This is a genomic window from Jeotgalibaca porci (genome assembly GCF_011299095.1).
Taxonomy (GTDB): Bacteria; Bacillota; Bacilli; order Lactobacillales; family Aerococcaceae; genus Jeotgalibaca; species Jeotgalibaca porci.
This window is the reverse complement of record NZ_CP049889.1, coordinates 1961487-1988032: the sequence shown is the minus strand read 5'-3', so window position 1 is coordinate 1988032 and position 26546 is coordinate 1961487. Positions and strand designations below refer to the sequence as shown.

At 40.6% G+C, this 26546-nt stretch carries 29 protein-coding genes; 13 read left to right on the top strand and 16 right to left on the bottom strand.

Features of this window, described 5'->3' with window-relative positions; genetic code table 11:
- The first annotated feature begins 82 nt into the window (after positions 1-82).
- From G7058_RS10035 to fni, 6 genes are read left to right on the top strand one after another with little or no spacing between them, the layout of a single operon-like run.
- A complete protein-coding gene (locus G7058_RS10035) occupies positions 83-331 on the top strand; it encodes a hypothetical protein (RefSeq protein ID WP_166063414.1) in 249 nt (82 codons plus the stop codon).
- Positions 332-1687 (top strand): tripartite tricarboxylate transporter permease, encoded by a 1356-nt coding sequence (locus G7058_RS10030; protein WP_166063413.1) that lies wholly within the window; start codon positions 332-334, stop codon positions 1685-1687. It abuts the gene before it with no gap.
- A gap of 28 nt (positions 1688-1715) precedes the next feature.
- Complete coding sequence (mvk, locus tag G7058_RS10025) at positions 1716-2666, top strand: mevalonate kinase (RefSeq protein ID WP_166063412.1); 951 nt, start codon at positions 1716-1718, stop codon at positions 2664-2666.
- A complete protein-coding gene (gene mvaD, locus G7058_RS10020) occupies positions 2663-3667 on the top strand; it encodes a diphosphomevalonate decarboxylase (protein WP_166063411.1) in 1005 nt (334 codons plus the stop codon). The genes mvk and mvaD overlap by 4 nt, the downstream gene beginning before the upstream one ends.
- Before the next feature lie 17 nt (positions 3668-3684).
- Complete coding sequence (locus G7058_RS10015; protein ID WP_166063410.1) at positions 3685-4773, top strand: phosphomevalonate kinase; 1089 nt, start codon at positions 3685-3687, stop codon at positions 4771-4773.
- Complete coding sequence (gene fni, locus G7058_RS10010) at positions 4770-5831, top strand: type 2 isopentenyl-diphosphate Delta-isomerase (RefSeq protein ID WP_166063409.1); 1062 nt, start codon at positions 4770-4772, stop codon at positions 5829-5831. The genes G7058_RS10015 and fni overlap by 4 nt, the downstream gene beginning before the upstream one ends.
- Before the next feature lie 133 nt (positions 5832-5964).
- Here fni and G7058_RS10005 read toward each other — a convergent pair whose 3' ends face one another.
- Both G7058_RS10005 and G7058_RS10000 read right to left on the bottom strand, forming a co-directional pair.
- Positions 5965-6288 (bottom strand): AzlD domain-containing protein, encoded by a 324-nt coding sequence (locus G7058_RS10005; protein WP_166063408.1) that lies wholly within the window; start codon positions 6286-6288, stop codon positions 5965-5967.
- Positions 6278-6985 carry an AzlC family ABC transporter permease gene (locus tag G7058_RS10000; protein ID WP_166063407.1) on the bottom strand — a complete coding sequence of 236 codons (708 nt, stop codon included), beginning with the start codon at positions 6983-6985 and terminating at the stop codon, positions 6278-6280. Before G7058_RS10000 ends, G7058_RS10005 begins: the two co-directional genes overlap by 11 nt.
- 129 nt (positions 6986-7114) lie before the next feature.
- Between G7058_RS10000 and G7058_RS09995 the strand changes: the two genes are divergently transcribed.
- On the top strand, positions 7115-7816 hold the full coding sequence (locus G7058_RS09995) for an MgtC/SapB family protein (protein WP_166063406.1): 702 nt from the start codon (positions 7115-7117) through the stop codon (positions 7814-7816).
- A gap of 42 nt (positions 7817-7858) precedes the next feature.
- Here G7058_RS09995 and G7058_RS09990 read toward each other — a convergent pair whose 3' ends face one another.
- Positions 7859-9160, bottom strand: coding sequence for a pyrimidine-nucleoside phosphorylase (locus tag G7058_RS09990; protein WP_166063405.1), 1302 nt, complete (start codon positions 9158-9160; stop codon positions 7859-7861).
- Positions 9161-9166: 6 nt separating this feature from the next.
- Positions 9167-9865: a ribose-5-phosphate isomerase RpiA gene (gene rpiA / locus G7058_RS09985; protein WP_166063404.1), complete on the bottom strand. Its 699-nt coding sequence runs from the start codon at positions 9863-9865 to the stop codon at positions 9167-9169.
- A 140-nt stretch (positions 9866-10005) separates the two neighbouring features.
- On the opposite strand from rpiA, the gene G7058_RS09980 reads away from it, so the two are divergent.
- Positions 10006-10686: a serine dehydratase beta chain gene (locus G7058_RS09980; protein WP_166063403.1), complete on the top strand. Its 681-nt coding sequence runs from the start codon at positions 10006-10008 to the stop codon at positions 10684-10686.
- Positions 10687-10696: 10 nt separating this feature from the next.
- On the top strand, positions 10697-11608 hold the full coding sequence (gene sdaAA, locus G7058_RS09975; RefSeq protein ID WP_166063402.1) for an L-serine ammonia-lyase, iron-sulfur-dependent, subunit alpha: 912 nt from the start codon (positions 10697-10699) through the stop codon (positions 11606-11608).
- A gap of 223 nt (positions 11609-11831) precedes the next feature.
- Here sdaAA and G7058_RS09970 read toward each other — a convergent pair whose 3' ends face one another.
- The 7 genes from G7058_RS09970 to murB all read right to left on the bottom strand — a co-directional run bounded on the left by G7058_RS09970 (position 11832) and on the right by murB (position 19655).
- Complete coding sequence (locus G7058_RS09970) at positions 11832-12902, bottom strand: ABC transporter substrate-binding protein (protein ID WP_166063401.1); 1071 nt, start codon at positions 12900-12902, stop codon at positions 11832-11834.
- Positions 12899-13741, bottom strand: a complete 843-nt coding sequence (locus G7058_RS09965; protein WP_166063400.1) for an ABC transporter permease — start codon at positions 13739-13741, stop codon at positions 12899-12901. Before G7058_RS09965 ends, G7058_RS09970 begins: the two co-directional genes overlap by 4 nt.
- Positions 13741-14550, bottom strand: a complete 810-nt coding sequence (locus G7058_RS09960; protein WP_166063768.1) for an ABC transporter permease — start codon at positions 14548-14550, stop codon at positions 13741-13743. Before G7058_RS09960 ends, G7058_RS09965 begins: the two co-directional genes overlap by 1 nt.
- A 15-nt stretch (positions 14551-14565) precedes the next feature.
- Positions 14566-15654 carry an ABC transporter ATP-binding protein gene (locus G7058_RS09955; RefSeq protein WP_166063399.1) on the bottom strand — a complete coding sequence of 363 codons (1089 nt, stop codon included), beginning with the start codon at positions 15652-15654 and terminating at the stop codon, positions 14566-14568.
- Positions 15655-15677: 23 nt separating this feature from the next.
- Entirely contained in the window at positions 15678-16220 is a 543-nt protein-coding gene (locus G7058_RS09950) for a helix-turn-helix domain-containing protein (protein ID WP_166063398.1), read from the bottom strand.
- 752 nt (positions 16221-16972) lie between these two features.
- On the bottom strand, positions 16973-18676 hold the full coding sequence (locus G7058_RS09945) for an ABC transporter ATP-binding protein (RefSeq protein ID WP_166063397.1): 1704 nt from the start codon (positions 18674-18676) through the stop codon (positions 16973-16975).
- Positions 18677-18710: 34 nt separating this feature from the next.
- Positions 18711-19655, bottom strand: coding sequence for a UDP-N-acetylmuramate dehydrogenase (murB, locus tag G7058_RS09940; RefSeq protein ID WP_227004440.1), 945 nt, complete (start codon positions 19653-19655; stop codon positions 18711-18713).
- Positions 19656-19862: 207 nt separating this feature from the next.
- Between murB and G7058_RS09935 the strand changes: the two genes are divergently transcribed.
- The 4 genes from G7058_RS09935 to G7058_RS09920 all read left to right on the top strand — a co-directional run bounded on the left by G7058_RS09935 (position 19863) and on the right by G7058_RS09920 (position 22351).
- Positions 19863-20114 (top strand): hypothetical protein, encoded by a 252-nt coding sequence (locus tag G7058_RS09935; protein ID WP_166063396.1) that lies wholly within the window; start codon positions 19863-19865, stop codon positions 20112-20114.
- Positions 20115-20125: 11 nt separating this feature from the next.
- Positions 20126-20887, top strand: a complete 762-nt coding sequence (locus G7058_RS09930; RefSeq protein WP_166063395.1) for an exodeoxyribonuclease III — start codon at positions 20126-20128, stop codon at positions 20885-20887.
- Positions 20888-20954: 67 nt separating this feature from the next.
- A complete protein-coding gene (locus G7058_RS09925) occupies positions 20955-21521 on the top strand; it encodes a helix-turn-helix domain-containing protein (RefSeq protein WP_166062738.1) in 567 nt (188 codons plus the stop codon).
- Positions 21407-22351 (top strand): IS3 family transposase, encoded by a 945-nt coding sequence (locus G7058_RS09920; RefSeq protein ID WP_227004523.1) that lies wholly within the window; start codon positions 21407-21409, stop codon positions 22349-22351. The genes G7058_RS09925 and G7058_RS09920 overlap by 115 nt, the downstream gene beginning before the upstream one ends.
- A gap of 58 nt (positions 22352-22409) precedes the next feature.
- Here the strand turns inward: G7058_RS09920 and G7058_RS09915 are convergent, their stop codons facing one another.
- The 5 genes from G7058_RS09915 to G7058_RS09895 all read right to left on the bottom strand — a co-directional run bounded on the left by G7058_RS09915 (position 22410) and on the right by G7058_RS09895 (position 26506).
- Positions 22410-22937, bottom strand: coding sequence for a GNAT family N-acetyltransferase (locus tag G7058_RS09915; RefSeq protein WP_166063393.1), 528 nt, complete (start codon positions 22935-22937; stop codon positions 22410-22412).
- Positions 22927-23403 (bottom strand): tRNA (adenosine(37)-N6)-threonylcarbamoyltransferase complex ATPase subunit type 1 TsaE, encoded by a 477-nt coding sequence (gene tsaE, locus G7058_RS09910; RefSeq protein WP_166063392.1) that lies wholly within the window; start codon positions 23401-23403, stop codon positions 22927-22929. Before tsaE ends, G7058_RS09915 begins: the two co-directional genes overlap by 11 nt.
- A 145-nt stretch (positions 23404-23548) precedes the next feature.
- Positions 23549-24529: a phosphate acetyltransferase gene (pta, locus tag G7058_RS09905; protein ID WP_166063391.1), complete on the bottom strand. Its 981-nt coding sequence runs from the start codon at positions 24527-24529 to the stop codon at positions 23549-23551.
- Between the two features lie 277 nt (positions 24530-24806).
- Positions 24807-25490, bottom strand: coding sequence for a hypothetical protein (locus G7058_RS09900; RefSeq protein ID WP_166063390.1), 684 nt, complete (start codon positions 25488-25490; stop codon positions 24807-24809).
- Positions 25487-26506, bottom strand: a complete 1020-nt coding sequence (locus G7058_RS09895; protein ID WP_166063389.1) for an LLM class flavin-dependent oxidoreductase — start codon at positions 26504-26506, stop codon at positions 25487-25489. Before G7058_RS09895 ends, G7058_RS09900 begins: the two co-directional genes overlap by 4 nt.
- Positions 26507-26546: the final 40 nt, after the last annotated feature.

The following is a 26546-nucleotide window of genomic DNA, read 5'->3' as shown; positions in this document are numbered from 1 at the left end:
AAATAGAGTGCGAATTGTTTACTTTACGCTGTTCTTTGCTAGAATGAGATTATAAAAATAGAATACTTAAGAAGCGGTGGAGATGATATTGAATCAAAAGAACAAATATCTGGAGCTTTGGGGCGATTTAGTTGGCATCAAAGATTTACTCCAAGCTATTTTACTTTCAGGCGGGCTTACGATGGTCGGCTATTTTGTTGCGCCATCCGGAGATACAACGAGACAATTATTTTATGGCCTCGGTGGCGCAGTTAGCGCAATGGTGATTAATACCGTGATGATTAAACCCAAACGCGACATCAAAAAAAATAACACGCAGGAGGTTGAATAGATGGACACAGGATTATTACTTCAAGTTGTCCTTGCTTCACTAGGTGCAACCTTTCTTTATACGCTAATTGGTTTTATCCCGGGAACAGACGAAACGGCTGTACTTATGCCTATCACACTTGCCGTCGTTTTATCGGGCGTACACCCCATCGTAGTCCTCACATTTTTCATTTCGGCAATCGTTTCGTTAAATTTAATGAATGCCATGCCAACACTCGTTGTTGGACTTCCCGGCGGTGTATTGTCGACACCTATGATTGAACACGCGATGACGATGAAAAAAGCAGGCCTTACTCATGAAAACATCCGTAAAGCGGCTGTAGGTGCTTTACTAGGCGTGGTAACTGCTGTACCAACGAGCTTGTTAATCGCAAATTTGATTGCGCCCCATGCTGAAATTATTAAACAGTATGCGAACCTTTTGTTTGTCATTGGTGCGATTTTCTTATCTTTAATGGGTAAGGCAAAGCTTTTATCTTTAGCAATGATTATACCGTTGGCAATGCTTTTTCAAAGTTTGCGAACGATTTATTGGGATTTGGGAATTATTCCGCAAGACAAAACAGTTACAACTTCTTTCTTTCTGGGTATTACAGTAGGGCCTCTACTCGTTAACCTTCTTTCCTTTTTGACAAAATCGACTCGTGAGCAGGCAGAAACAACGCAATTAAAAGAAACGTTGATCCCTTCTGTCAGCCAGACGCAGCAAACCTTCAACCCTTTTAAAATTGTTAAGAAAGACGAATCGATTAGCGCTATCCTCGCTTCATTTTTCTCAACCTTTTTATTCGTTTTAAGTCCGGTGGGTATTACGATTTTATTCGGTGAAATTGTCGGTAAGCGTAAAAGTGATGCCTTGGAAAAAGCTAGTACGTCTATCATTACAATGAGTGCATTGGCACAATCTACTTATCTATCCGGTATTATTATTTGTGTTGTAGCATTGGGAATTCCTCTTTCTCCTGCCGCAATTGGACCGGGTGGCGCTCTATTTACTGCACCGCCTATTTTTTCAATGGAGAGTAATATTCACCATGCTTTATCCCAGGGCGAATTCACTTTTGCGATTATCTTGGGTGCTGTTCTTTCAATCAGTTTGGTGTATTACTTGTCCCTTCGTTATGCAACACAGATTACAACATTCGTATTAACAAAAATTCCGCATGAAGCGGTACTTGGTTTGTTCATTGGATTGGTCTTACTTCTGGCCTATATGGATGCAGGTCTCTTAAATATTTTTGGCGTCATGCTAATTGGCTTCATTTGCGGGAATCTTAATCGGCTTGGAATGAACTATGGTATCCAGTTTATGACCTTGTATGCCGCCCCTTATATTTTATCTTTGTTCACACGTTAGAAAACTAATTATTATAGGAAGTGATTGAATGGAAAATACAAATGCAAAAGGATTATCCCATGGAAAAATCATCTTGATGGGAGAACACGCTGTTGTTTACGGTGAACCTTCAATTGCTCTACCATTTCCGGCGGTAGAAGTAGCTGTTACTATCGCACCGGCAGAAGATGCAACTATCATTGATTGTTCTTACTATAGTGGTATTGCAGCGGAAATGCCGGAGATTCTCCAAAGTCTTCAAACAGCCATTAATACGGCACTCAAAAGTTTGAATAAGGAAAACACACCTCTAGCTATACAAATTTCAAGTACGATTCCACCTGAACGGGGGATGGGATCAAGTGCGGCTGTTTCAGTTGCGGTTACACGTGCCATTTACAACTATTTCAATGAAGAATTAGATTACGACCGACTTTTAGAGTTGGTTGACGTTTCAGAAAAAGTAGCACATGGGAACCCGAGCGGCCTTGACGCTGTTACGACCAGTGGTGATTCTCCTGTCTTCTTTAGAAAAGGTCATCCTTTCGTGCCCTTTGATCTTCGTCTGGACGGTTATTTAATCGTCGGTGATACAGGTATTACAGGCCAAACAAAGGCTGCAGTTGGCAGTATCGCTGCTCGTCTAAAAACAGAAAAAAAAGTACAAACAGAAAAAGAAATTCGTTTACTGGGTGACTTAGCTGAACAAGCGAAGCAGTATTTGGAAACGAACCAACCAGAGCGATTAGGAACGGTTATGAGCCAGGCGCACAACTTATTAGCGGAACTGGGTGTATCAAGTGACGAATTAAATCACCTGGTAGGAGCGGCTAAACAAGCAGGAGCATTGGGAGCCAAATTAACAGGTGGAGGCCGTGGTGGCTGTATGATTGCTTTGGCAGCATCTGAACAAGAAGCCCAGACTATCTCTCAAGCATTACAAGATGCCGGTGCCGTTAAAACTTGGATTACATACCTCAATCAGGCGGTGACAGTATGACAAAAGCAGCAGTTAGAGCGCATACGAATATCGCGCTTATTAAATATTGGGGAAAAGCGGATGAAACATTATTTCTTCCTATGAACAGCAGTTTATCCCTCACTTTGGACGGCTTATACACAGACACATTCGTCGAAATATCTGATACATTCACTGAAGATCAATTTTATTTAAATGATGTCCTTCAATCGCCTGAAGAAACTGCAAAGATTTCGCGCTTTTTGGATCTATTCCGAAATAAGGCCGGTATCACTCACTTTATCCAGGTTAAAAGTATCAATCACGTTCCAACAGCTGCCGGTTTGGCATCCTCTGCTTCTGCTTTCGCGGCATTAGCTGGTGCAATGAACCGCGCAACTGGCTTGAACATGGATCTTGAAACCCTCTCAACATATGCGCGTCGAGGTTCCGGTAGTGCGACACGAAGTTTATTCGGTGGTTTTGTTGAATGGCAAAAAGGAACCTCATCAGAAGATTCGATGGCTGTACCGGTTGATGACGCCAGTTGGGATATTGGAATGGTTATTATCGCAGTGAATAAATCAGCTAAGAAAATTTCCAGTCGGATAGGCATGAAGCAAACAGTCGAAACATCCCCCTTTTATCCTGCTTGGGTAGCGTCTGCTGAAGAAGATTTACTGGCTATAAAAAAAGCGATTAAAGCGCGGGACTTTGAAAAAGTAGGACAAATTACCGAGCACAGTGCGATGAAGATGCACGGCTCCATGTTAGGGGCGGAAACGCCGATTATCTACTTTGAACCAGATAGTATTAAAGCCATTCACGCAGTCCGTGCGTTGCGAGAACAAGGTATTTTATGTTATGTTACTATGGATGCCGGACCGAACGTAAAGGTTTTATGTCGTCTGTCCGAAGCAGGAAAAATCAAAGAAATGTTGCGGGAGTATTTCTCAGAAGAACAACTGTTAATTAGCGGGCCTGGTCAAGGTATCCGTCCTCTAACAGCGCAAGAGGCTGCTGAATATAACTGGCAACTCTAATAGGAAGGAAGAGAACATTGATTAAAGCAAGTGCACCGGGAAAACTGTTTATTGCAGGTGAATATGCAGTTGTTACAAATAACCACCCTGCAATCCTTGTTGCAGTGAATCAATTTATTACTGTTTCTCTAGATGAAGCAATTGATGAAGGAACAATAAATTCTACTTTAAATGGTGGGTTACCTGTTCCTTGGACGAGACAAGATGGTGCGTTGCATATCGATGAACGTGAAAATCCTTTTATTTATATCACCCAAGCTGTAACAGTAACTGAGCAATATATAAGCGAATTAAATAAAGAGTTGGTCTTTTTTCACCTTTCTGTTGAAAGTGAATTAGATAATGCCAAAGGTAAAAAATATGGGCTCGGCTCAAGTGGCGCCGTTACAGTCGCTACCATCAAAGCCTTACTTAAATTTTATAAGGTTCCTTATACACCTGAGCTCGTTTATAAGCTGGCAAGTTTGGCACATTTATCAGTAAAGAGTAATGGTTCCTTTGGTGATATTGCTGCGAGTTGCTTCACAGGTTGGATTGCCTATTCCTGCTTCAATCGTGAATGGGTTAAGGAAAGACAAACAGAAATGACGATAACCGAGCTCATTACGATGCCTTGGCCGGATTTGATGATTCGTCAATTAAGAGTCCCAGATAACCTGCAACTCTTAATTGGCTGGACAGCAAGTCCTGCTTCTACTACTCACTTAGTTGATAAAGTGAATGATAAACGTCAGGACATGGCTGATTTCTTCCCGAATTTCTTAGCAAAGAGCAAGACGATTGTTAACGATTTAATTATTGCTTTTGATCAAAATAAAACCCAAGCTATCAAAGATGGGATTAGAAAAAATCGTGCCCTTTTACTCAAGTTAGCAAAACATACAGGTATCTCCATTGAAACACCTCTCCTTGAAAAGTTAGTGGAGGCAGCCGAAACATTCGGTGGTGCCGCAAAGAGTTCTGGTGCGGGCGGTGGTGACTGTGGAATCGCCCTTGTAGATAATGCAGACACTATTTTACCGTTATTTAAACAATGGGAAGCAGACGGGGTTGTTCCCTTGCCTCTGGAAGTGTATCAAGAAGATGAAGGAGCAGGAGTATTATGAATATAGATTCTCAACGAAAGGATGATCACGTTGATTTGGCTGAGAAGCAATATAATGCAGCCAGTCAATCTGACTTTCAAAAAGTACGGTTTGTTCATCATTCCTTTCCACAAATAAAAACGCAAGACGTTTCACTTGCTTCACATATGTTAGGCCACGATATGCCCCTACCCTTTTACATCAACGGGATGACGGGTGGTAGCAAAAAAACGGCCGTGATTAATAGAAACTTAGCGGAAGTCGCAAAGGAATTGGGCTTAGTAATGGCATCGGGTTCTATCAGTGCTGCCATTAAACATCCTGATTTAGCAGACAGTTTTAAAGTTATTCGTGAGGTTAATCCAAACGGCTTTGTACTCGCGAATTTGGGTGCACATCATACCGTTGAAAATGCCAAACGTGCAGTTGATATTCTCGAAGCCAACGCGATGCAAATTCACATTAATGCGCCGCAAGAGTTGGTAATGCCTGAGGGAGACCGCGACTTTACGATGTGGTTAAATCAGATTGAACAAATTGTAGCGCATGTCGGAGTGCCGGTTATGATTAAAGAAGTTGGATTTGGTATGAGTTTAGAAACCATGCAACAACTTAAAAATGTCGGTGTTAAGTGGATTGACGTTTCGGGTCGTGGGGGTACAAATTTTGCGGCCATTGAAAATGCCCGTCGTACAACCTTCTCTTACGATGATCTGGAGAACTGGGGACAATCAACGGTTATTTCCTTATTGGAAGCACAACAGTTGGAAAATGACGTGCATATTCTTGCCTCTGGTGGTGTAAAGACACCTTACGATATCATCAAAGCACTGAGTTTGGGTGCAGAAGCAGTCGGGCTATCGGGCCAATTCTTACATATGGTTGTGAACGAAGGTCCAGAGAAAACGATTGAAACTGTTCAAGGTTGGAAAGAAAAAATGACTGCAATTATGACCTTACTCGGTAAGCGTAATGTTGCTGAACTTAAGCAAACCGACCTCATTTTCCACCGTGATATTATTGACTGGTGCGAAATGCGTGGGATTGATTACCGTAGTTTTGGAAAACGATCTAAATAACAAGATAACAAGACAAAAGGCTGGAACCAAAATTTTATGGTTCCAGCCTCTTTCTGTATAAGTATTTCCTTTTATGATTGGAACGATTCGGACTTTCTATTCAATATTTTTATTGATAAAGTCTGAATAACCATCATAGTACCCAAATGAGTATAGCAATCGAGAGAACACCGGCGACAATGGAATAAATCATACTTTTTGTTTTATAGGCGATAAAAATAGTAACTACTGACGGCAATAATTTCGCATTTTCGAGAATGTTTAAATTTAAGTTCTCTTCCCAGAAGAAAATATCGGTTGCAATAAGTGCTGCAAAAATCGATATCGGTAAATAGCCCATCCATTTTTGGAACCACAGTGGCAATTCCGCATCCTTAAACAACAGGATTGGTAAATAACGTGGGAGATACGTTACTAAGGCAGACCCGAGAATGATAATTACGATATCACGACTCATGTACAGCGCCTCCTTTTTTACCCATGTACGTTTCTAAAGTTACACCAAACAATGACGAAATAATCGATGCCACCAAAATAGCAATCCCGCCTGGCATCATTAATTTCATCAAAACTGCCACTACTAATCCAAAGAGCCCTACCCAAACTAGTAACTTATTTTCCATTTGTGAGACAAGCAAGAAAATGAACATCGCTGTTAAAACGTAGTTCATCACGACAGTGGATACGGTAAAGGTATTGCCTAATAGCGATCCTGCGACTGTGCTGAAAACCCATGTCAACCAAGCAGTTATGCTCGCGGCCATCCCTTTTTCGGTAGTCCAGTTCGAATCCAATCGGAATTTCAACGTATTAACTGCAAATGACTCATCCGTAATGATATGAGCAAAGAGCATCGTAAATAGAGGCGATTCCTTACTAAGCCTTTTTGCAAACGTAGAACTCATTAATAAATGACGCAAATTAATAAAAAAGACCATCGTTATAATTTCAAAAGCTGCAAGCCCACTCAGCACCATCGATGCGATTAGAAATTGAGAGGCACCGCCATATATTAAGACACTTGTAAAGAACACAGCTAATGCATTAAACCCAGATTGTTGTAAAACAATTCCGCAAGCCAATCCCAATGGAATATAGCTGATACTAACAGGAAAAATGGTTCGTATTCCTGATAGCCAATCCTCTTTTTTCACCGCGGGAACCTCCTCATTAAAATTTAATATAACTATCATATCATATTAAATGTCCTTTCATAGGAGGTTTTTTTTACTTTTGAAATGAAGTCTCTTACAATAAAAGAAAGAGAGGAGTGTGAGATATAAATGTATGATTTAGATTACACAGAAATTGCCTTACGACTATTGGTTTCTGCTAATTTGGGACTCGCAGTTGGTATTGAGCGTGAACGAAAAAACCAATCAGCGGGAATCCGAACCAATATTATCGTTTGTGTATCGGCGTGCATATTAACCATTATTCAAGTCGAAATTTCATTCTCAATAATAAGATTGGTATTAGACAATCCTGACTTACAAGGAATTATCTCAACGGACTTTTCCCGAATCGTGGCTCAAATCGTCAGTGGAATCGGATTTTTGGGTGCCGGGTCAATCATCACCACTCAAATTGATAAAGTCTCAGGATTGACTACAGCAGCCACAATTTGGGCTGTAGCAGGCTTAGGAATTGCGGCGGGATATGGATATTATTTCCTCGCTATCATTTCTACACTTATTTTAGTTGCGGTGTTATATTTATTGAAAAAAATCACGAAACCCGGTGATAAATATATCCTGGACATAAAATTAACCAGCCGTACCCAAATTGAAGAAATTAGAACACTTTTTAATAAATATAATTTGAGAACCACTGATGAAGACTTCGCCATGATTCGCGAGAATGGCGAGCCTGTCTATAATTTTATTTTTACCATCTATCTTCCGAATCGTACCGAACCAAGTGAATTAATAAGTGAATTCCTAGAAATTGGCGATTCTATCGTTGGTATTTCGTTCAGAGATTAAATAAACGGCAACCCTAGAATTCTGGGTTGCCGTTTATTTAATCTATTCAGTTATAACTTTATGGATTAGAACTGGTTCTACTTTTTCTTTTCCGTAGTGATATGCTTGTTGAATCATTTTCTCTGCTTCCGCAGTATCTTCAAAGTTCGCATAAAGCGTCACGATCACATCGCCTTTTTCAACATAGTCATCTACTTTTTTATGAAGCATTAATCCAGCAGCTAAATCAATGACCGACTCTTGCGTTTCACGTCCTGCTCCAAGTTTCATTGCAGCCACACCAATATCATCAGCGGTAATTTCCGTAATGTAGCCTGATTCAGTTGCTTTAACATCTTTAGTAATGCTTGCCTGTGGCATCAATGAATAGTCTTCTACTACGTTTGGATTCCCATCTTGTGCTTCCAAGAAAATCTTGAACTGCTCCAATGCTTCTCCGTTCGTTAATTTTTCTTTCAACAGTGCTTTGGCATCTTCTAAACTTTCTGCCCCGCCGCCTAGGTAAACCATTTGAGCACCAAGTACCAAGCAAAGCTCTTCTAAATCCTTTGGTCCGTTGCCTTTCAACGTCTCAATCGCTTCTTCAACTTCTAAGGTATTTCCTACTGCACGGCCAAGTGGTTGGCTCATATCCGAGATAATCGCCATTGTTTTTCTACCCGCTAAATTTCCGATAGAAACCATTGCGCGCGCTAGTTTCTCAGCATCTTCAGGTGTTTTCATAAATGCGCCTGCTCCAACTTTAACGTCCAGTACGATTGCATCTGCTCCCGAAGCAATTTTTTTACTCATAATCGAGCTTGCAATCAACGGCAAGGAGTTTACTGTTCCTGTTACGTCACGTAGTGCGTAGATTTTTTTGTCCGCTGGCGTTAGATCACCTGATTGACCCACGACCGCTACTTTATTTTTATTAACTAATTCCATGAACTTTTCTTCTGAGATCTCTACGTGGAAGCCTGGTACAGATTCTAATTTATCGATGGTACCACCTGTATGTCCTAGACCACGCCCGCTCATTTTTGCAACCGGAACGCCTGCACTTGCTACAAGAGGCGCCAATACAAGCGTTGTTGTATCGCCTACTCCCCCAGTTGAATGCTTGTCTACTTTAATACCTTCAATTGCAGACAAATCAATTTGGTCGCCAGATTCAGCCATGGCCATTGTCATTTCCATCCGTTCGTTATCGGTCATATCTTGGAAATAAACAGCCATTGCAAAAGCGCTCATCTGATAATCCGGAATAGTACCATTTGTAAAGCCTGAAATGATGAAATTAATTTCTTCTTTCGTTAATTCTTTTCCTTGCTGCTTCTTAACAATTAAGTCAACCATGCGCATATGTTTCTACTTCCCTTCAGAATAATATTGTCTTCCTATTGCAATATCTTGGACCCCATCAGCTGATCCAACCAGTACACGGGTAACCATGTTCAGGAAGAGGCCGTGTTCAACGACACCTACCATTTGATTTAATTCCGCTTCAAGAGCAGTTGGATTTTCAATCGTGCCTAAATGCAAATCGATAATATAGTTATCTTCATCCGTTAGATACTTTCCACCTGCTTCATCCATTCGAAAAGCAGGTTTGTACCCTTTTTCTTCAAGGTGATTAAATACTTGTTGTGAACCATATTTGATGACTTCCAATGGGAGTGGAAATGCACCCAATTTATCAACCATCTTGCTGTCATCCACAATCCAAATAATTTCTTTAGAATTGGAAGCAACAATTTTTTCGATTAAGTGTGCACCACCGCCACCTTTGATCCCATGGAAATCAGTACTGATTTCATCAGCGCCGTCTACAGTGATATCAACATGGGTAACGTCATCAATATTTTTCAAAGGAATACCTAAGCTTAACGCTTGTTCTTTCGTCCGGATAGAAGTTGTTACACCAGTAACTTCCAATCCTTCTTCTTTCACTCGGCGACCGATTTCTTCAACAAAATAGTAGGCTGTTGAGCCTGTTCCCAGACCTACAATCATTCCCGATTTGATGTACTCTGCTGCTTTTAAACCTACTGCTTTTTTAAGTTCCATACTATCTAATCCCCTTCAAACTTATTGTTTTAATTATAGCATAGCGCTTTCCTTCTAGAATAAAAGATAGATGAGAAATGCGACTATTTCGTTCCGTTTTGATATAATGAGGGACGAATTCAATATGTGGGAGGTATAAAATGGCTAATACATTTCGTAGTGTTTTCGATATTATTGGACCGATTATGGTCGGACCATCCAGTTCACATACTGCCGGCGCTTTAGCCCTCGGAAAAGCAGCCGCACAACTATTTGGTATGATTCCTAAAAAAATTACGATTCATTATTACGAGTCCTTTGCGGATACACATTTGGGACATGGAACGGACTTTGCCATTTTAGGTGGCATTTTAGGTTTAAATGCCGATGATCCGATGTTACCCAAAGCCGTGGAAATGGCAGCATCCCAACAAATTGCGGTAAGTTTTTTTGAAGAGAAAGACCCCTCTCCTGTTGGACACCCGAATACTGCACGTATGATCCTGGAACGTGATGATTTACGAATCGTCGCAACAGGCAGTTCAATCGGCGGTGGTTCGATTGAACTAAACGCAGTTGAAATCGGGGACTTCCAGATGACCATCAATGGGCATTTACCTCTTTATTTTATTAAACAAAACAGTTCGCATCTCGGTTTATTAAAGCTGCGGGACTGGGAAGTTTTTTTCACTAACCATGGGTACCGTTTAAGTGATATCCGCATTTTCCGGGAAGAAGAGAATGAATGGGTGATTCTCTATTTAGAAACCTCTCCTTCTAAAGAAATGATTTCTGAAATTAATACAATGCCCTTTATCGAACAAGCTATTTTAATCAGGTAGGAGGATAACGATGTATCAATCTGTCGAAGAACTCGTAAACGATGCACGTGAAAAGCAAGTGCCCATTTCCGAATTAATGGTGCAACAGGAAATGCAAACTTCTCATCGTTCGCGTGAGGATATATGGGAACAAATGCGTAAGAATTATCGCGTGATGAAAGAAGCAGTTGAGAAAGGCTTGACTGGTGACGGCGTCTTTTCACCAACCGGCTTGACTGGTGGCGAAGCGGTGAAGCTGATGAATTATCGGAAACGTGGGAAATCTCTTTCCGGGGACGATTTACTCATTGCTGTTGAGAATGCCATTGCGACAAACGAAGTGAATGCGTCATTAGGTATAATTTGTGCTACGCCAACTGCTGGTTCATCGGGTACTCTGCCTGGCGTGATGTTTGGTATTAAAGATAAACTCGGGCTAGACGAAGATCAGATGGTTCAGATGCTCTTTTGTGCCAGCGGATTTGGAATGGTCATAGCAAATAATGCCATGATTTCCGGTGCTGCTGGTGGCTGTCAGGCGGAAGTCGGCAGTGCATCCGGAATGGCTGCCGCTGCTGCAGTTGAAATTGCGGGTGGCTCACCTGAAGAAAGTTCTGAGGCTCTCGCAATGGCATTAAGTAACTTATTGGGGTTAGTTTGTGATCCAGTTGCCGGCTTAGTTGAAATTCCTTGCGTGAAGCGAAATGCTATTGGGGCGGTCAATGCCTTGATTTCTGCGGATATGGCATTGGCTGGTCTCACGAACAAAATTCCAGCTGATGACGTTATTGAAGCGATGCGTCGTGTCGGAAAAAACCTCCCACCTTCTTTGAGAGAAACGGGTTTGGGTGGCTTAGCCGCAACCCGTGAAGGCATTCGCTTGAAAATGAAAATTTTTGGGACTGAGATGGAAATTACACCCAGCGATTACTTGGGCGAATAGTCGTTATAGATTAACCATGCGCACTCAAATCTGTTTTTGCATTTGAGTGCGCGAATTTGCACCATAACTGCGCACTCAAATCCTTTTTTGCGTTTGAGTGCGCGGAATTGCACCATAACTGCGCACTCAAATCCTTTTTTGCGTTTGAGTGCGCAAGTCGATAACAATTACAAAAAAAATAGGAAGCCAAGACTGATTCTATCAGCTCTGGCTTCCTTTTTTGTTAATTCTGGTACATTTTTACTTCTAGGAACAAATCATTGTAGATTCCCAATAGTTCTGGTCCTAAGTTTTCATATACTTCCATGAATTCAATTGCCTCATCAGAAGGATAAAATTGTTCATCACTCGTAACTTCTGGATCCATCAGTTCCAGTGCCGCATCGTTTGGCGTTGAATAGCCGACATAGTCTGCATTGAGTGCCGCATTTTCTGGATCTAACATGAAGTTGATGAACGCATACGCGCCTTCGGTATTTTGAGATGTCTTAGGAATGACGATATTATCAAACCATAAATTCGTTCCTTCTTCGGGAATGACGTAGTGTAGATTTTCATTTTCCCAAATCATTTCACTCGCTTCTCCAGAGAAAGTAACGGCCATCGCAGCTTCTTCTTGAATCATGTACATTTTAATTTCATCAGCGATAATTGCTTTGACATTCGGTGTCATTTCTTTTAACTTCGCAGCAATTTCAACCAATATCTCCGGGTCGGTTTCATTTAAAGAGTAGCCTTCGCTTTGCAGACCAATCCCCATTACTTCACGTGCCCCATCAATCAGCATCAATTCATTCCGAAATGTTTCGTCCCATAAATCATTCCAAGTAGTCGGTGCCTCATCAACAAATTTATCATTGTAGATGATTCCTAACGTTCCCCAGAAATAAGGAATCGAATAGCGGTTACCTTCGTCAAAACTCAAATCCAAGAAGCGTGGATTAATGTATTCCAGTCCTTCGATTTTTGAGTGATCCAGTTCCATCACCATATCTTCATCAATCATCCGAGAAATCATATATTCGGATGGAATAGCAATATCATAAGAGGTACCGCCTTGATTGATTTTCGTATACATTGCTTCGTTGGAGTCAAATGTCTCATAAGAAATTTTATACCCTGTCTCTTCTTCAAATTTCTTAATCAGAGAGGGTTCGATATAATCGCCCCAGTTATAAATCGTTAACGTATTCTCACCTGTAAATCCTTGTGCTTTGTTCAAATAATCAATTCCGAAAGCCAAGAGTAAACAAACAGATAAGACGGTAGCTGCAGCCCATACTAGTTTTTTCATGGTTCAACCACCTCGTTTTTTGTAAATCCAATGGCTTTAACGTCTTTATCACGTTTACGTTGCCCATATATTTGAATGGCATTGTAACCTAAAATCAAAACTAGAGTAAACAGGAACATCAATGCACTCAAAGCATTAATTTCCAAGCTGACTCCACGACGGGCACGGGAGTAAATCTCCACTGCCAAGGTACTGAAGCCATTACCAGTTACGAAAAATGTTACAACAAAGTCATCCAAAGAATACGTGAAGGCCATAAAGAAGCCACTTAAAATTCCCGGTGTAATACTTGGCAACAAGATTCTCGAAATAACTTGCCAAGAGTTAGCGCCCAAATCTTGAGCTGCACTAATCATCGAGTCTTTCATTTCATATAACCGTGGCAATACCATCAATACAACAATTGGAATCGAGAACGCAACGTGAGCGAGTAAGACAGAGGCAAAGCCTAAGCTAAAGCCAATCAAGGTGAATAAAATCAACAGACTTGCTCCAATAATAACATCTGGGGAAACCATCAAAATATTATTCAAGCTTAGTAATACCCGGCGTGTTTTCATTTTCCGCGTGTAGTAGATGTAAATCGCACCAAATGTACCAACGACTGTTGCAATTAACGCTGACAATAAAGCGACCAACAATGTATTCAACACAATTCCGATTAAACGAGTATCTTCAAATACAGCTTGATAATGTTCCCACGTAAAGCCGGTAAAATTATTCATTGTACCGCCTTCGTTAAAGGAGTAAAAAATCAAATAGAAAATCGGCGCATACAACACGACGAATACAAAGATAAGATAGAAATTATTCCATTTAGAGTTGGAGGTTAACCGCATTATCTTTTCCCTCCTTTAGTATTCTTTTCACCTGTAAGGAACATGATAACGATCATCGCTACAATCAGGATAACGCCAATCGTAGAACCCATTCCCCAGTTTTGCGTAACCAAGAAATGTTGTTCAACCGCAGTTCCTAAGGTAATAACTCGGTTCCCACCAATCATTCTCGTTAGCATAAACAAGGACAATGATGGAATAAAGACCGCTTGGAACCCGCTGCGCACGCCGCTCATACTTAATGGGAAGATGACACGTCTCAGTGTTTCCCAACGCGTTGCCCCCAAGTCATAGCTGGCCATTTGCAATGAGGGATTGATTTCCATAATTGAGTTGTAAATCGGTAAAATCATAAAGGGTAGTTCAATGTAAGAAGCTACAAAGATAAAACTAAAGTCCGTGAATAATAATTGTTGCGAACCAAAACCAAAGAATGTCAGAAATTGATTCACAGAGCCGCTTTGGCTGAAAATACCAATGAAAGCATAGGCTTTAAGCAGCAAGTTTACCCAAGTAGGTAAGATAATCAGAGACAGCCACAACTGCTTATGTTTTGTACGGCTTAAAAACAGAGCTGTCGGGTAACTAATTAAGAACGTTACCAAGGTAATTAAAAAGGCATACAAGAATGAATTGACAGTCATCGCCACATAATTCCCAGAGGTAAAGTAAGCTGCATAATTTCCAAGGGTAAAGTTTCCCGAAACATCAAAGAATGATTGATATAAAATCAGTAATACTGGAATAATTACGAACAAGCCTAACCATAATAGATATGGGGCAGAAAACCAGTTTTTTGAACGTGTCATCATCTCTACCCCTCCTTACTCTTCGTAGCTTTCAAGACGCGCATCGAATTCTTCTTCTGTCTCGCCTAAACGCATAACATGAATATCTTGCGGATTGAAATACAGGCCAACTTCTGCGCCTATTTCTGCACGCTTCGTAGAGTGAACCATCCACTCATTTCCATCAGCATCGTAACCGATGATTTCATAATGCACACCACGGAATAATTGGGTATCAACCTTCACAACCAATTTCCCTTTATCAACTGTTGTCAATTCCAAGTCTTCAGGACGAATAACAATCTCGATCTTTTCGCCTGGAGTAATCCCGGCATCGGCACATTCGAATTCTTTTCCAACAAAGCTGACACGGTAGTCTTCCACCATGCGGCCTGGAACAATATTGCTTTCGCCAATGAAATCTGCAACAAAGCGGTTAATTGGTTCGTCATAAATATCAACCGGCGTACCACTTTGGACAATATGTCCTTTGTTCATAACAAAAATCCAGTCACTCATCGCTAAAGCTTCTTCTTGATCATGCGTTACAAAGATAAACGTAATACCTAAACGGCGTTGAATATCCCGCAGTTCGTATTGCATTTCCGTACGTAATTTCAAATCTAATGCGGAAAGTGGTTCATCCAGTAACAGCACTTCCGGCTCGTTTATAATCGCACGCGCAATAGCTACACGTTGTTGTTGTCCACCAGACATTTCCCGGATTTCACGTTTCTCATAACCGGATAACTGGACCATCTTCAAGGCATCTTTAACTCTTTGCTCAATTTCTTTTTTAGGCAGCTTCTTCAAAGAAAGACCAAATGCAACGTTATCGAATACGTTCATATGTGGAAACAATGCATAATCCTGAAACACCGTATTCACACGTCTTTTATTTGGTGGGATATCATTAACGACTTGATTGTTAATGCGAATCATCCCGTTTGTTGCTTCCGTAAAACCTGCAATTAAGCGAAGAATTGTCGTTTTACCACAACCGGATGGTCCAAGTAGCGTATAAAACTTTCCACGCTCAATTTCAAAATCTATATTATGTAATACTGTTTCGTCATCATATACTTTATTGACGTTTTCCAAAGTAATGATTGTTTCATTTGCCATTATTTACACCTGCGCTTTCATTTTTATAAATAAGAATCTGTAACTACCAACAGGACACGTGCCTGTGTTGATGCCACATTTCGTAATTGATGGAATTCTGAAGCCTCGAAGTAAAAAGATTGCCCTTTTTTTATTATATAGGTATCTTCACCTAATTGCACTTGAATGGATCCCTTCATGACGTATCCGAATGTTTCAGATAAAGATGGTGGGAATTGCTTGAACTCCCCTTCTGGTTCCAATGTTAACATAACAGGTTCCATTTCTTTGTCATTTGAGTTGGGAATCAACCAAGATGTCGAAAAACCTTTTTCTTCATCTGTAAAGATTGTTACATCGTTTTTGGTATAAACGATTTGTTGTTCGGAACTTTCCGGATCAAAAAAATCTTTCGGAGTCGTGCCCAGCACTTCCAAAATTGCAAAAAAAGTTTCCATTGAAGGAGAACTAAAGCCATTCTCTAATTGAGATATGTACCCTTTCGTTAAATCGGTACGTTCCCCGAGTTCTTCTTGCGTCAAATTCTTCTGCAAGCGTAATTCTTTAAGCTTCTTTCCGATATCCATAGGGCCACCTCTTTCTGCTCAAGAGTTTAGTAAAAGTAATCTTTAAGTTTAGCTTCGGATATGATTATAATAGTCTTTGAGAAAAAAACAAGAGGAAACATCAAAAAAACAGTTTGAGTCGTCACTTTTGCCGAAAAACGCTGACTCAAATCAAAAAAACGGTTTGAGTCGTCACTTTTACCAGAAAACGCTGACTCAAATCAAAAAAACGGTTTGAGTCGTCACTTTTACCAGAAAACGCTGACTCAAATCGAAAAAACGGTCTGAGTCGTCACTTTTACCGAAAAACGCTGACTCAAATCAAAAAAACGGTTTGAGTCGTCACTTTTGCCAGAAAACGCTGACTCAAATCGAAAAAACGGTTTGAGTCAGCGCGTTTTCCTATTAACTAATAATGGTAGCGTAAACGTGCTCAAAAAGGCAGATCCGACAGCCCCTTCAGTCATTCCTTGCGAGGGACACCCCTTCACAAACAACCGAAATCCTTTCTTGATACCCCACAATAACGAAACTTATCTACTTCTGTGAATCCTCTTCCCATACATTCTCACCAGGGATTCCCAATGATCTTCCTTATCAAAGAAAATGGCGTGAAGAATATTTTTTTCATGGTTCTATTTACCCTCAGTGGAACAAAGATAAAACACGTGGAACTCGCAATAACAATGAATGACGTTCCTCCAGAATCTTATAAAACCCTACACTACAAAAAAACTCACGCAGACTAGAAATAATCTGCGTGAGTTCCTGATTTAGAATAAACGTGCGACCCGATCATAGTGGATAAATTTATCGGTAAAGCCGTAGGGATCTGTCATATTTAGTTGTTTGGCAAAGGTTAAAAGATTCGTTTCTTTTAACGACGCTGCTTCGATTATTTCTGGTGTTGCCAATACTAAAACAGGAGTAGAATCCGCAATGACTTCTCCTTTTGCCATAACGACTGCCCGCTTTGAATATTCGAGCATCAAATGAATGTCATGCGTAACTAGTAAAACGCTGACGCCACGCAAGTTAATCGATTGTAAAAAGTTCATTATTTCAGTGTAGCTGTTCAAATCTTGGCCGGCTGCCGGTTCATCCACAATAATCAATTCCGGATCTAATACTAGTACCGAACCGATTGCCACTCTACGCAACTGCCCAAAACTAAGAGCTGCGATTGGTAACTTTCGAATATATTGCAAGCTGCAAATACGAATGACTTTCTCAATTCGACTTGAAATATCAGCTTCAGAAAAGTTGCGATTTCGTAGACGATAGGCTAACTCTTCATCGATTGTCGACTGTGTAATGAGCTCCAACGGATTCTGAGGCACATAGCCAATCAACGTTGCTAAATCATTGGCACTAAAGGTCGAAACATCTTCACCCTTCCAAAACATTTTACCTTCATGAATTGGCTCTTGTCCGGAAATGAGCTTTGCAAGTGTCGTCTTACCTGAACCATTCGGACCGACCAGACTGACCATCTCGCCTTCATAGAACGTGAGACTGATATGATTGAGAATCGGATGCGCATTCCATGGATATTGGAAATTAAGATCTTTTAATTCCATTAACGGCTTCCCTTTTTCACTATATTGGAATTTCGGCAAATAAGATAACCATAACTCCATTTGTTCTTTTAAGTTCGGTCCATTAATATTTTGTGCATTATCCAGATTGTTGACAGAATCCAGGTTTACGCCTGCATAACGCATCGCTGTAACATACAAGGGTTCACGAATTCCGATTTCACTCAAGACATCGGTTTTTAATATATCCGAAGGTTTTCCATCAGCCATCAAACGTCCTTCAGAAAATAGAATCAATCTCTCAAAAGGATAGACTAATGCATCCTCTAAACGATGTTCGATAATTATAATCGTTGTATCCGTCTTTTCAGCCAATTCATCAATAAACCTCATCGCAATATCTCCAGATTTAGGATCCAGATTTGCCAGTGGTTCATCAAAAATCAAAACAGGTTTATCATTGACGAAAAAACCTGCCGATTTTATTTTTTCAAACTGATGGTTGGATAAGCGACTATTACTATTTCTTAGTGATGGATATTTACTTAAGAACCATTCCATACTTGCCAACTTTTTTTGTCCGAGATATGTCTGGAAAGGCTCAACAGCAGGTTTTGAGCGTAGATTACGACTCTTCTCATGAAGCGCCACTGCACTTTCTTCCATACTGATAGCCAATTCGTTGGGTAAAAAGTTTGAAATGAAGGGTTTTGCATTATCTTCACCGATGAATATGTTTCCCAAAAAGTCATTATTATCTTTATTCGGTAATACACCTGACAAACAACGAGCAAAGGTGGATTTCCCAGATCCGCTTGGGCCAATAACGAGTATCTTTTCACCTTCATTTATAGATACATTTAACTCGTTGAGAACAGGTATCGTCTGGTCTGAATAGGTAAATGTAAAGTTTTGAAAGGTAATCAATGGCTTTTTCAAGAAATCTCCTCCTTCACTTAATTTGATGTTTGTTTCATATGTTTTCTTCCTGAGTGCTAACTGTCGGGTCTTCCCCGATAATCCGCACTTCTGTTTCTAAGCTGACATCGTAAACTTCTTTAATTACTTTTTGGATATACGCAATTAAATCAATATAATCGGTTGCAGTAGCGTTATCGATATTCACAATAAAACCGGCATGTTTCATTGAAATTTGAGCGCCGCCCCATTGCTTCCCTTGAAGTCCCGCATCTTGAATCAACTTACCAGTAAAATAGCCTGTCGGACGTTTGAAGACACTTCCGCATGAAGGGAACTCCAGCGGTTGTTTGGATTCACGTAACTCCGTCAACTCAGCCATCTTTTCTCTAATTTTATCTTCTTTACCTTTTTCTAAAGCGAATGTTGTTTCTAGAACGATATCGCCTGTGGCCTGAATCGCACTGTGGCGGTAACTGAATGCCATATCTTTATTTGAGTAAAGTTTTCTTTCACCCGTTAAGGTTACCACTTCGACGGATTCAATCACTGATTCTACTTCGCCACCGTAAGCACCCGCGTTCATATAAACAGCTCCACCGATACTTCCAGGGATTCCACACGCAAATTCTAAGCCCGTCAAATTCTCGTTTAAAGCACGTCTGGATGTTTCAATTAAGGAAGCACCACTCTGTACAATAATGTGATTTTTTTTGACTGTGATGGCATTTAAATCAGTTAAAATGATAACTATGCCCCGAATTCCGCCATCGCGAATAATTACGTTACTGGAATTGCCCAAAGTAGTCAGAGGAACACGATTTTCATGTGCCCACGTTACTATCATTTGCACTTCATCTTTCGTTCTTGGAAAAACTAGAGCATCGACTGGTCCACCCGTTTTGGTGTATGTATAACTGCTAAGTTGTTCATTTTCTTTAATCAAAACATCCGGAAAATGACTGCGTAGCTCCGCCGCTACTTTTATATATTCTTGCACTCTTTTCGCCTCGCTAAATTTCGTTAATTATTTTTCGTTATTCTGTTGCATCGCACTAATTATTGTAGCACACCTTACCTTGATAATAATCTCTTTTTTCCATAGTAAGCCAATTTGTAATCTTTGTCATCATTCATGCAAAAGGATTTATCGCAAATACAGGTAAAGGTATGCTAAAATATTGCGGAGAGGAAAGGAGAATGACTTTTGAAAAATAATAAACTACGTAACGCAACTGTCTTCACACTATTATCTATTCTATATCCGGTATACCTTTTCAGTACAAAGGATCCAGATACAATCGCAACCATTTCAATTCTTTTAGCCCTGTTCTTCCCACTGGTAGGTGTTATCTACGGATTGAACGTTCAAGAAAAGAAATTTAAATGGGCAATTGTAATCATTAATCTAGTTGTACTAGGTATTTTCAGTAACTTTGCTTTAAGTATCTTCTTCTAGGAGGAACCAACGTGCAACTAAAACTAGTATCTTGGAACGTCAATGGTCTCAGAGCTGTCGTTAAAAAGAACTTTCTAGATGTATTTTCTGAGATGGATGCAGATTTCTTCTGTCTCCAAGAAACGAAATTACAAGCGGGACAAATCGATTTAGAATTTGAGGGTTATGAGTCTTATTGGAATTATGCCGTTAAAAAAGGGTATTCTGGTACAGCTATCTTCACTAAGCATAAACCACTGTCTGTCCATTACGGACTCGGTATTGAAAACCACGATCAAGAAGGACGTGTGATTACATTGGAGTACACCGATTTTTGGTTGCTCACAGTCTATACGCCTAATTCTCAAAATGAACTGGCTCGTATCGGCTACCGGATGGAATGGGAAGATGACTTCCGCGCTTATTTGAAAAAGTTGGAAGAAACAAAACCGGTTATTGTTTGCGGTGATTTGAACGTCGCACATACTGAGATTGATTTGAAAAACCCAAAATCGAATCGAAAAAGCGCCGGTTTCAGTGATGAAGAACGTTCCAAATTTACGCAATTACTGGATTCTGGCTATATAGATACATTTCGTTTCTTCCATCCTGATGTCACGGGTCGCTATAGTTGGTGGAGTTACCGATTCAACGCTAGAAAGAACAATGCGGGTTGGCGAATCGATTATTTCCTTACTTCCCAAAATCTACAGAACAACCTCGTCAGTGCTGAAATACACGATTCGATTCTTGGCAGTGATCACTGTCCCGTTTCGCTTGTCGTTTCAATTTAATAAAAACCGTTGGAGGGTACCGACCCCAAAAGTTAGAGTAAAATCTAAACTTTTGGGGGTTCTTTTTATGGCAAAATATAGTGAAGCATTCAAGTTACAAGTTGTGCAAGAATATCTGGATGGCCCGTTGGGATATAGCGCCTTGGCGAAGAAACATGCCATTCCTGATGCCGCAACCGTCCGAAAATGGGTGACATTTTTCCAAGAATTCGGGTTGGAAGGTCTGAAGAGGAAGCGGAAGAAGACGGTCTACCCTGTTCAATTCAAGGTGGATGTATTACACTTTATGAAAGAAACAGGCGCTTCTTATTCCGAAACGGCCATTGCCTTCGGCATGAACAATCCTTCCCTCATCGCCAACTGGAACCGGGCCTTCCAAGAGAACGGGATAAAAGGCCTGAAACCAAAACAAAAGGGGCGACCTCCCATGTCCAGAAAACCGAGAAAACAGCCGGGAAAACAAGCAAAGTCCACTTCTCTTTCCCAAGAAGAGCTGGAACGTGAAAATGAATTACTAAGATTAGAGATTGCTTACTTAAAAAAGTTGAAAGCTTTCCGGGAGAATCCAGACACCTTTCTCGAAAAGCACAAACAGCAGTGGCATACGCACTCAAAGAAGAAGGATTCAAACTGAAGGATATCCTTTCAGTAGTTGGAATCCCATCCGCAACGTACCATTACCACGCGAAACAACTGGGAATAGCGGACCCGGATGGGGCTCTAAAAGAGCTGATCCGACAGCTTTTCTTTCAGTTCAAAGAGCGGTATGGGTATAAACGACTCACGAAGGAAATGCAAAAACTGGGACATTGCGTCAACCACAAAAAGGTGTACCGCCTCATGCAAGAAATAGGTTTAAAATGTGTCAAGTTCATGCGGAAGTCTCGCAAGTACAATTCCTATAGAGGGAAAGTGGGAACCGTTGCGAAGAACCGACTGAATCGGCGCTTCCACACCACTATCCCCTTACAGAAACTCGTCACGGACGTCACTGAATTCAAGTGTATGGGGGAGGAGAAGTTATACTTTAGCCCTATTCTGGACTTGTATAACGGAGAGGTCATCGCCTACAGCATGAATAAGCGACCAACTCTGGACTTCGTGATGAAGCCCCTGCAGGAGGCCGTCGGCATCATTCGTAAACACGGCACCGTCCGCACGACCCTTCATTCGGACCAAGGGTGGCAGTACCAGCACAACAAGTGGGTTAAAATCTTGAAGAAAAACAAACTCTTTCAAAGCATGTCTCGGAAAGCAACGTGTGCTGATAATGCAGCGATGGAAAATTTCTTCGGCATTCTGAAACAGGAAATGTATCACGGAGAAAAAATGGTAAGTTATGGTGAGCTTGAATCAAGGATTTCCGAGTATATCGATTGGTACAACCAAGTTCGATCGAAAGAAAAATTGGCTGGCCTAAGTCCAGTAGAATACCGAACTCAAACCAGCCAATTGGCTGCATAATTAAAACTCTAACTTTTGGGGGTCGCCACCGAGCGGCATGCTTCCAACGGTTTTCTTTTTAGTCTATCAGTAAGCTCATCATGACGCCATCAGCGAATGCGTCATTAATAAACATCGCACGGGATAACACACCTTCGCGTTGGTAACCCATTTTTTCGTACAGTGCAATCGCACGCTCATTATCCGCATGGACGGTTAATTCCAGGCGGCGAATAATGCCTGATTCTTTTGCCCAAATTTCGACTTCTTCCATCAATGCTGTACCTAATCCATAGCCCCAGAAATCTTTTGCTACGGTGATACCCACTTCTCCCACATGTTGTGTTTTAGGTTTATCGTTTGAACCAACTGAAGCAATACCGATTAATTCTTCATTATCAATGGTAGCAACTAACATGATGGCATTTTCTTTTTCGATTAGGCCTTCTAAATACATGGCTTCAAATGCTTCTGAAAGTTCAAGCCCTTCTGGTCCATAAACTAAAAAGTCAGTTTCAGCGCCTGTCTGCTCACTAAACTCAAGAATATCTTTTGCGTCTGAAGGAATAGCTTCTCGGATAATAATTTCTAATTTTTCAGTTTTCATTTGTAGTTTTCCAACCTTCTAATAGTTTTTCATAACGGTCTCCGAATGACTCGATAGTAAACAGACGGTTTTGTAAATAGTAACCTGTCTTATCAATTTGGACGAGTAAATAATGCGGAGGCAGTTCATCGGCGATAAATTTCGACCATTCTACAACACTCACGCCATCTCCGTAGAAGTATTCTTCTAATCCCATCTCGTCACTGCCTGCTTCTTCTAATCGATAGACGTCCATATGATAGAGTGGTAAACGTCCTTTGGTATATTCCCGAATGATTGTATAAGTAGGACTTTTTACAACTTGTTCGATGCCTAACCCGAGAGCCAACCCTTTGGTAAAAGTCGTCTTACCAGCTCCCAAATCCCCTTCCAGTAAGATAACATCGCGTGCTTGAACTAATTCCCCCAACTTCTGTGCCAGAGCAAGTGTTTCATTTTCATTATTCGTTTCAATTGTATAAATCACAGTGTAACCCCCACTTCAATCTCATTTCAATTATAGCTTAAATTAAGATGTAAGAAAAGCGGCTGGTTAGACGGACTAACAATAGCCGAGCTAATAAAAAAACAGAGTTCGGATCGTATCATCCGGACTCTGTTTTATTAGTTAATTATTTTACTAGTGTTTGGTTTGCAGTGATGATAGCTGTCTTGAAGACATCTTCTTCCACACAACCACGAGAAAGGTCAGAAATTGGTTGGTTCAAACCTTGTAAGATTGGTCCAACAGCTTCGAAAGCTCCGAAACGTTGTGCAATCTTGTAACCAATGTTACCTGATTGAATCTCTGGGAAAACAAATACTGTTGCTTTACCAGCAACTTCTGATTCTGGTGCTTTTTGTTTAGCAACTGCTTCAACAAAGGCAGCATCAAATTGTAACTCACCATCAATTTTATATTCTGGTGCCAATTCTTGTGCAATACGAGTTGCTTCAGCAACTTTTTCTTGCTCTGGAGATGAAGCTGATCCTTTTGTAGAGAAGCTTAACATCGCTACGTTAGGCTCGATGTCAAACATTTCTGCCGTTTTAGCAGATTCTACAGCGATTTCAGCTAATTCTTGTGCGTTCGGGTTGATGTTAATCGCACAGTCAGCGAACAAGTATTTTTCTTGGCCACGGCCGCGAAGCATAATGAACGCACCTGAAGTACGGCTTACACCTGGTTTTGTTTTGATGATTTGTAGAGCTGGTCGAACTGTATCACCTGTTGAGTGTACAGCACCACTTACTAAACCATCTGCCAAGCCCATGTATACAAGCATTGTTCCGAAATAGTTTTCGTCCAACAATGTTTTACGTGCTTGCTCTTCTGTTGCTTTACCTTTACGACGATCAATGAAAGATGCAACCATTCCATCGAAATCATCATAGTTTGCAGGATCTATAACAGAAATCCCTTCAATGTTGAATCCGCGTTCTTTCGCTGCACTTTCAACTTCTGCAACGTTCCCTACCAAGATTGGATCAACCAAATCTTCTGCTTTCAAACGTACAACTGCACCTAGAATACGTGAATCTGTCGCTTCCGGGAAAACGATTTTAATTTTTTTACCTTTGATTTTTGCTTCCAAACTTTCGAACATGTCCATTTTTAGAGTTCCCTCCTCGGATTTTTAACTACTCTTCTATCATACATCAAATACATTTAAATTTCAGCAAATAACCATGGAAACAGACTAATAAACTGTTTCATCATTTCGAGTAAGTCGTCTTTCTATAATAAAGAATGCCCATAACGCCCTTAAGAACAACGCTGATACAACAACGCTGTTCCTATTTTATTTATTCTCAATAAGTTAAACTTATAATTTTCCACTAAAATCCTATAGTGAAACAGTTCGTCTTGTGTATTAGTTATCTGTTTTCTTAGTAATATTTGAACGTCCATTCCAGAAAGACTTGTTTCGTAGTCGGTACTAAAAACTCATCTTCGGGTTCATAAAGCTTTCCTGTGTCTTCTTCTGCTATTTCGATTCGATCATAAAATACAAAGCGTGTGTCATTAAAGCCGATTGTTTCAAACTCTGGGTCTTTCAAACGATACAATGTCCCAACAATTTCTGTTTCATCTCTGTTAGCATCAAAGAAAACGCTCGTCTCATACTGTTTGAAAATCTGTTCGTCCCGTTGGAAATAATGGTGGCGGTGTTTCTTACCGAGATAAGTGACTGCTTCCGTTACAGTTTCTTCATTATAAAGACCAGTTGCCATCACTCCTTCCGGATCATGATATCTAGCATAGGTATCAATCGTAGAGCGGGTCATCGGCTGATAACCTTGAAAAACTTTATACTGCATATGACGAATAACAGGTGTAACACGTTCGGCAGGTTCTAAATAGGTCCCATAGCGTTGATTGTTGATGAGGATCAAAATGGTTGAGCTTCCTAAAACTAGTGCTGCTATTTTAATTACCCTTTTGCCGATTTTTGTTTTTCTTTTACTTAAAGTAAAAACCATTACCAATGCCGAAACCATTATCAATCCCAATGCGGTTGGCGCCCATAGATAGTACCATTTCTCAGCAGCGATCCAAAAAGACAATGTCATAAATCACTTCCACCTTTTTGTAAGTTAAATTCTTGCGCTAAGTAACGGTACGACTGTTGTCTCACTTCTTGTGGGTCAGCGAATGTCACAATCATCGCTTCATCAATTTGATACCGTTCACCATATTCTCGTAATTCAGTCGCAACTGATTCAGGAGTTCCGATTAACAGTCCTTCACGTACTTTTTTCAGAAACAGACGGTCCATTTCAGAAAAGGATTGATTGGCAGCTTCTTCTGGTGTCAACATTTTACCCATCGGCAATCCGCGCATCAAGTTCATCCGTGAAATTAAATATGGTAAAGAATAATATTCAGCTTCCTCTTTCGTTTCACAAACCATGGCATAAAAAGCTACGGATAATTTTTTCTTTTCCATAAATGGTGAGGGTTTGAAATTGGCATTATAAATTTCAAAGGCTTCCGGATTTAACTTGCCACTGAAGAATTGGGCATACGAATAACCCATCCCTTTCGTTGCTGCTTGCATAGCACTGTCTCCGCTAGAGCCCAGTAGCCACATTGCCGGAACTGTTTCGCTTTCAGGTGTTGCGGGTGTATGCTGATACACTTCATATTGTGGCTGTTTATCCAATAATAAATCTTGCATGACATCTATCTTGTCATATAGACTAGTCAAATTCGGCGCTTTCCCTTGTGATAAAGCAAAAATAGCATTGCGATCCCCTCCCGGGGCACGTCCTACTCCCAAATCAATTCGACCTGGATGGAGAACCTCCAATGTCTTAAATGTCTCAACAATCTTTAAAGGGGAATAATGCATCATCATGATGCCACCTGTACCAACGTGAATGGTGTTTGTTTTTGAGGCCACATGTGCAACGATTATTTCTGGAGCTGAGCTAGCTAAGTTGGTTGCGCCATGATGTTCAGAAAACCAGATGCGACGATACCCCAACTCTTCGGCAAGTTGTGCTAACGAAACTGCATTTTCTAATGATTCTCGAGCACTACCTGAAGTCGATACAGGCACTTGATCCAAAATACTTAAATCCATTATTTACGCTCCTTTCACACTATTCTTATCAATTCAAGAA

What these genes read in the sequence shown, in the direction of transcription:
- G7058_RS10035 (WP_166063414.1), top strand. Translation starts at nt 83, where the DNA reads ATGATATTGAATCAAAAGAACAAATATCTGGAGCTTTGGGGCGATTTA.
- G7058_RS10030 (WP_166063413.1), top strand. Translation starts at nt 332, where the DNA reads ATGGACACAGGATTATTACTTCAAGTTGTCCTTGCTTCACTAGGTGCA.
- mvk (WP_166063412.1), top strand. Translation starts at nt 1,716, where the DNA reads ATGGAAAATACAAATGCAAAAGGATTATCCCATGGAAAAATCATCTTG.
- mvaD (WP_166063411.1), top strand. Translation starts at nt 2,663, where the DNA reads ATGACAAAAGCAGCAGTTAGAGCGCATACGAATATCGCGCTTATTAAA.
- fni (WP_166063409.1), top strand. Translation starts at nt 4,770, where the DNA reads ATGAATATAGATTCTCAACGAAAGGATGATCACGTTGATTTGGCTGAG.
- G7058_RS10005 (WP_166063408.1), bottom strand. Translation starts at nt 6,288, where the DNA reads ATGAGTCGTGATATCGTAATTATCATTCTCGGGTCTGCCTTAGTAACG.
- G7058_RS09995 (WP_166063406.1), top strand. Translation starts at nt 7,115, where the DNA reads ATGTATGATTTAGATTACACAGAAATTGCCTTACGACTATTGGTTTCT.
- G7058_RS09990 (WP_166063405.1), bottom strand. Translation starts at nt 9,160, where the DNA reads ATGCGCATGGTTGACTTAATTGTTAAGAAGCAGCAAGGAAAAGAATTA.
- rpiA (WP_166063404.1), bottom strand. Translation starts at nt 9,865, where the DNA reads ATGGAACTTAAAAAAGCAGTAGGTTTAAAAGCAGCAGAGTACATCAAA.
- G7058_RS09980 (WP_166063403.1), top strand. Translation starts at nt 10,006, where the DNA reads ATGGCTAATACATTTCGTAGTGTTTTCGATATTATTGGACCGATTATG.
- sdaAA (WP_166063402.1), top strand. Translation starts at nt 10,697, where the DNA reads ATGTATCAATCTGTCGAAGAACTCGTAAACGATGCACGTGAAAAGCAA.
- G7058_RS09970 (WP_166063401.1), bottom strand. Translation starts at nt 12,902, where the DNA reads ATGAAAAAACTAGTATGGGCTGCAGCTACCGTCTTATCTGTTTGTTTA.
- G7058_RS09965 (WP_166063400.1), bottom strand. Translation starts at nt 13,741, where the DNA reads ATGCGGTTAACCTCCAACTCTAAATGGAATAATTTCTATCTTATCTTT.
- G7058_RS09960 (WP_166063768.1), bottom strand. Translation starts at nt 14,550, where the DNA reads ATGACACGTTCAAAAAACTGGTTTTCTGCCCCATATCTATTATGGTTA.
- G7058_RS09955 (WP_166063399.1), bottom strand. Translation starts at nt 15,654, where the DNA reads ATGGCAAATGAAACAATCATTACTTTGGAAAACGTCAATAAAGTATAT.
- G7058_RS09950 (WP_166063398.1), bottom strand. Translation starts at nt 16,220, where the DNA reads ATGGATATCGGAAAGAAGCTTAAAGAATTACGCTTGCAGAAGAATTTG.
- G7058_RS09925 (WP_166062738.1), top strand. Translation starts at nt 20,955, where the DNA reads ATGGCAAAATATAGTGAAGCATTCAAGTTACAAGTTGTGCAAGAATAT.
- G7058_RS09915 (WP_166063393.1), bottom strand. Translation starts at nt 22,937, where the DNA reads ATGAAAACTGAAAAATTAGAAATTATTATCCGAGAAGCTATTCCTTCA.
- pta (WP_166063391.1), bottom strand. Translation starts at nt 24,529, where the DNA reads ATGGACATGTTCGAAAGTTTGGAAGCAAAAATCAAAGGTAAAAAAATT.
- G7058_RS09900 (WP_166063390.1), bottom strand. Translation starts at nt 25,490, where the DNA reads ATGACATTGTCTTTTTGGATCGCTGCTGAGAAATGGTACTATCTATGG.
- G7058_RS09895 (WP_166063389.1), bottom strand. Translation starts at nt 26,506, where the DNA reads ATGGATTTAAGTATTTTGGATCAAGTGCCTGTATCGACTTCAGGTAGT.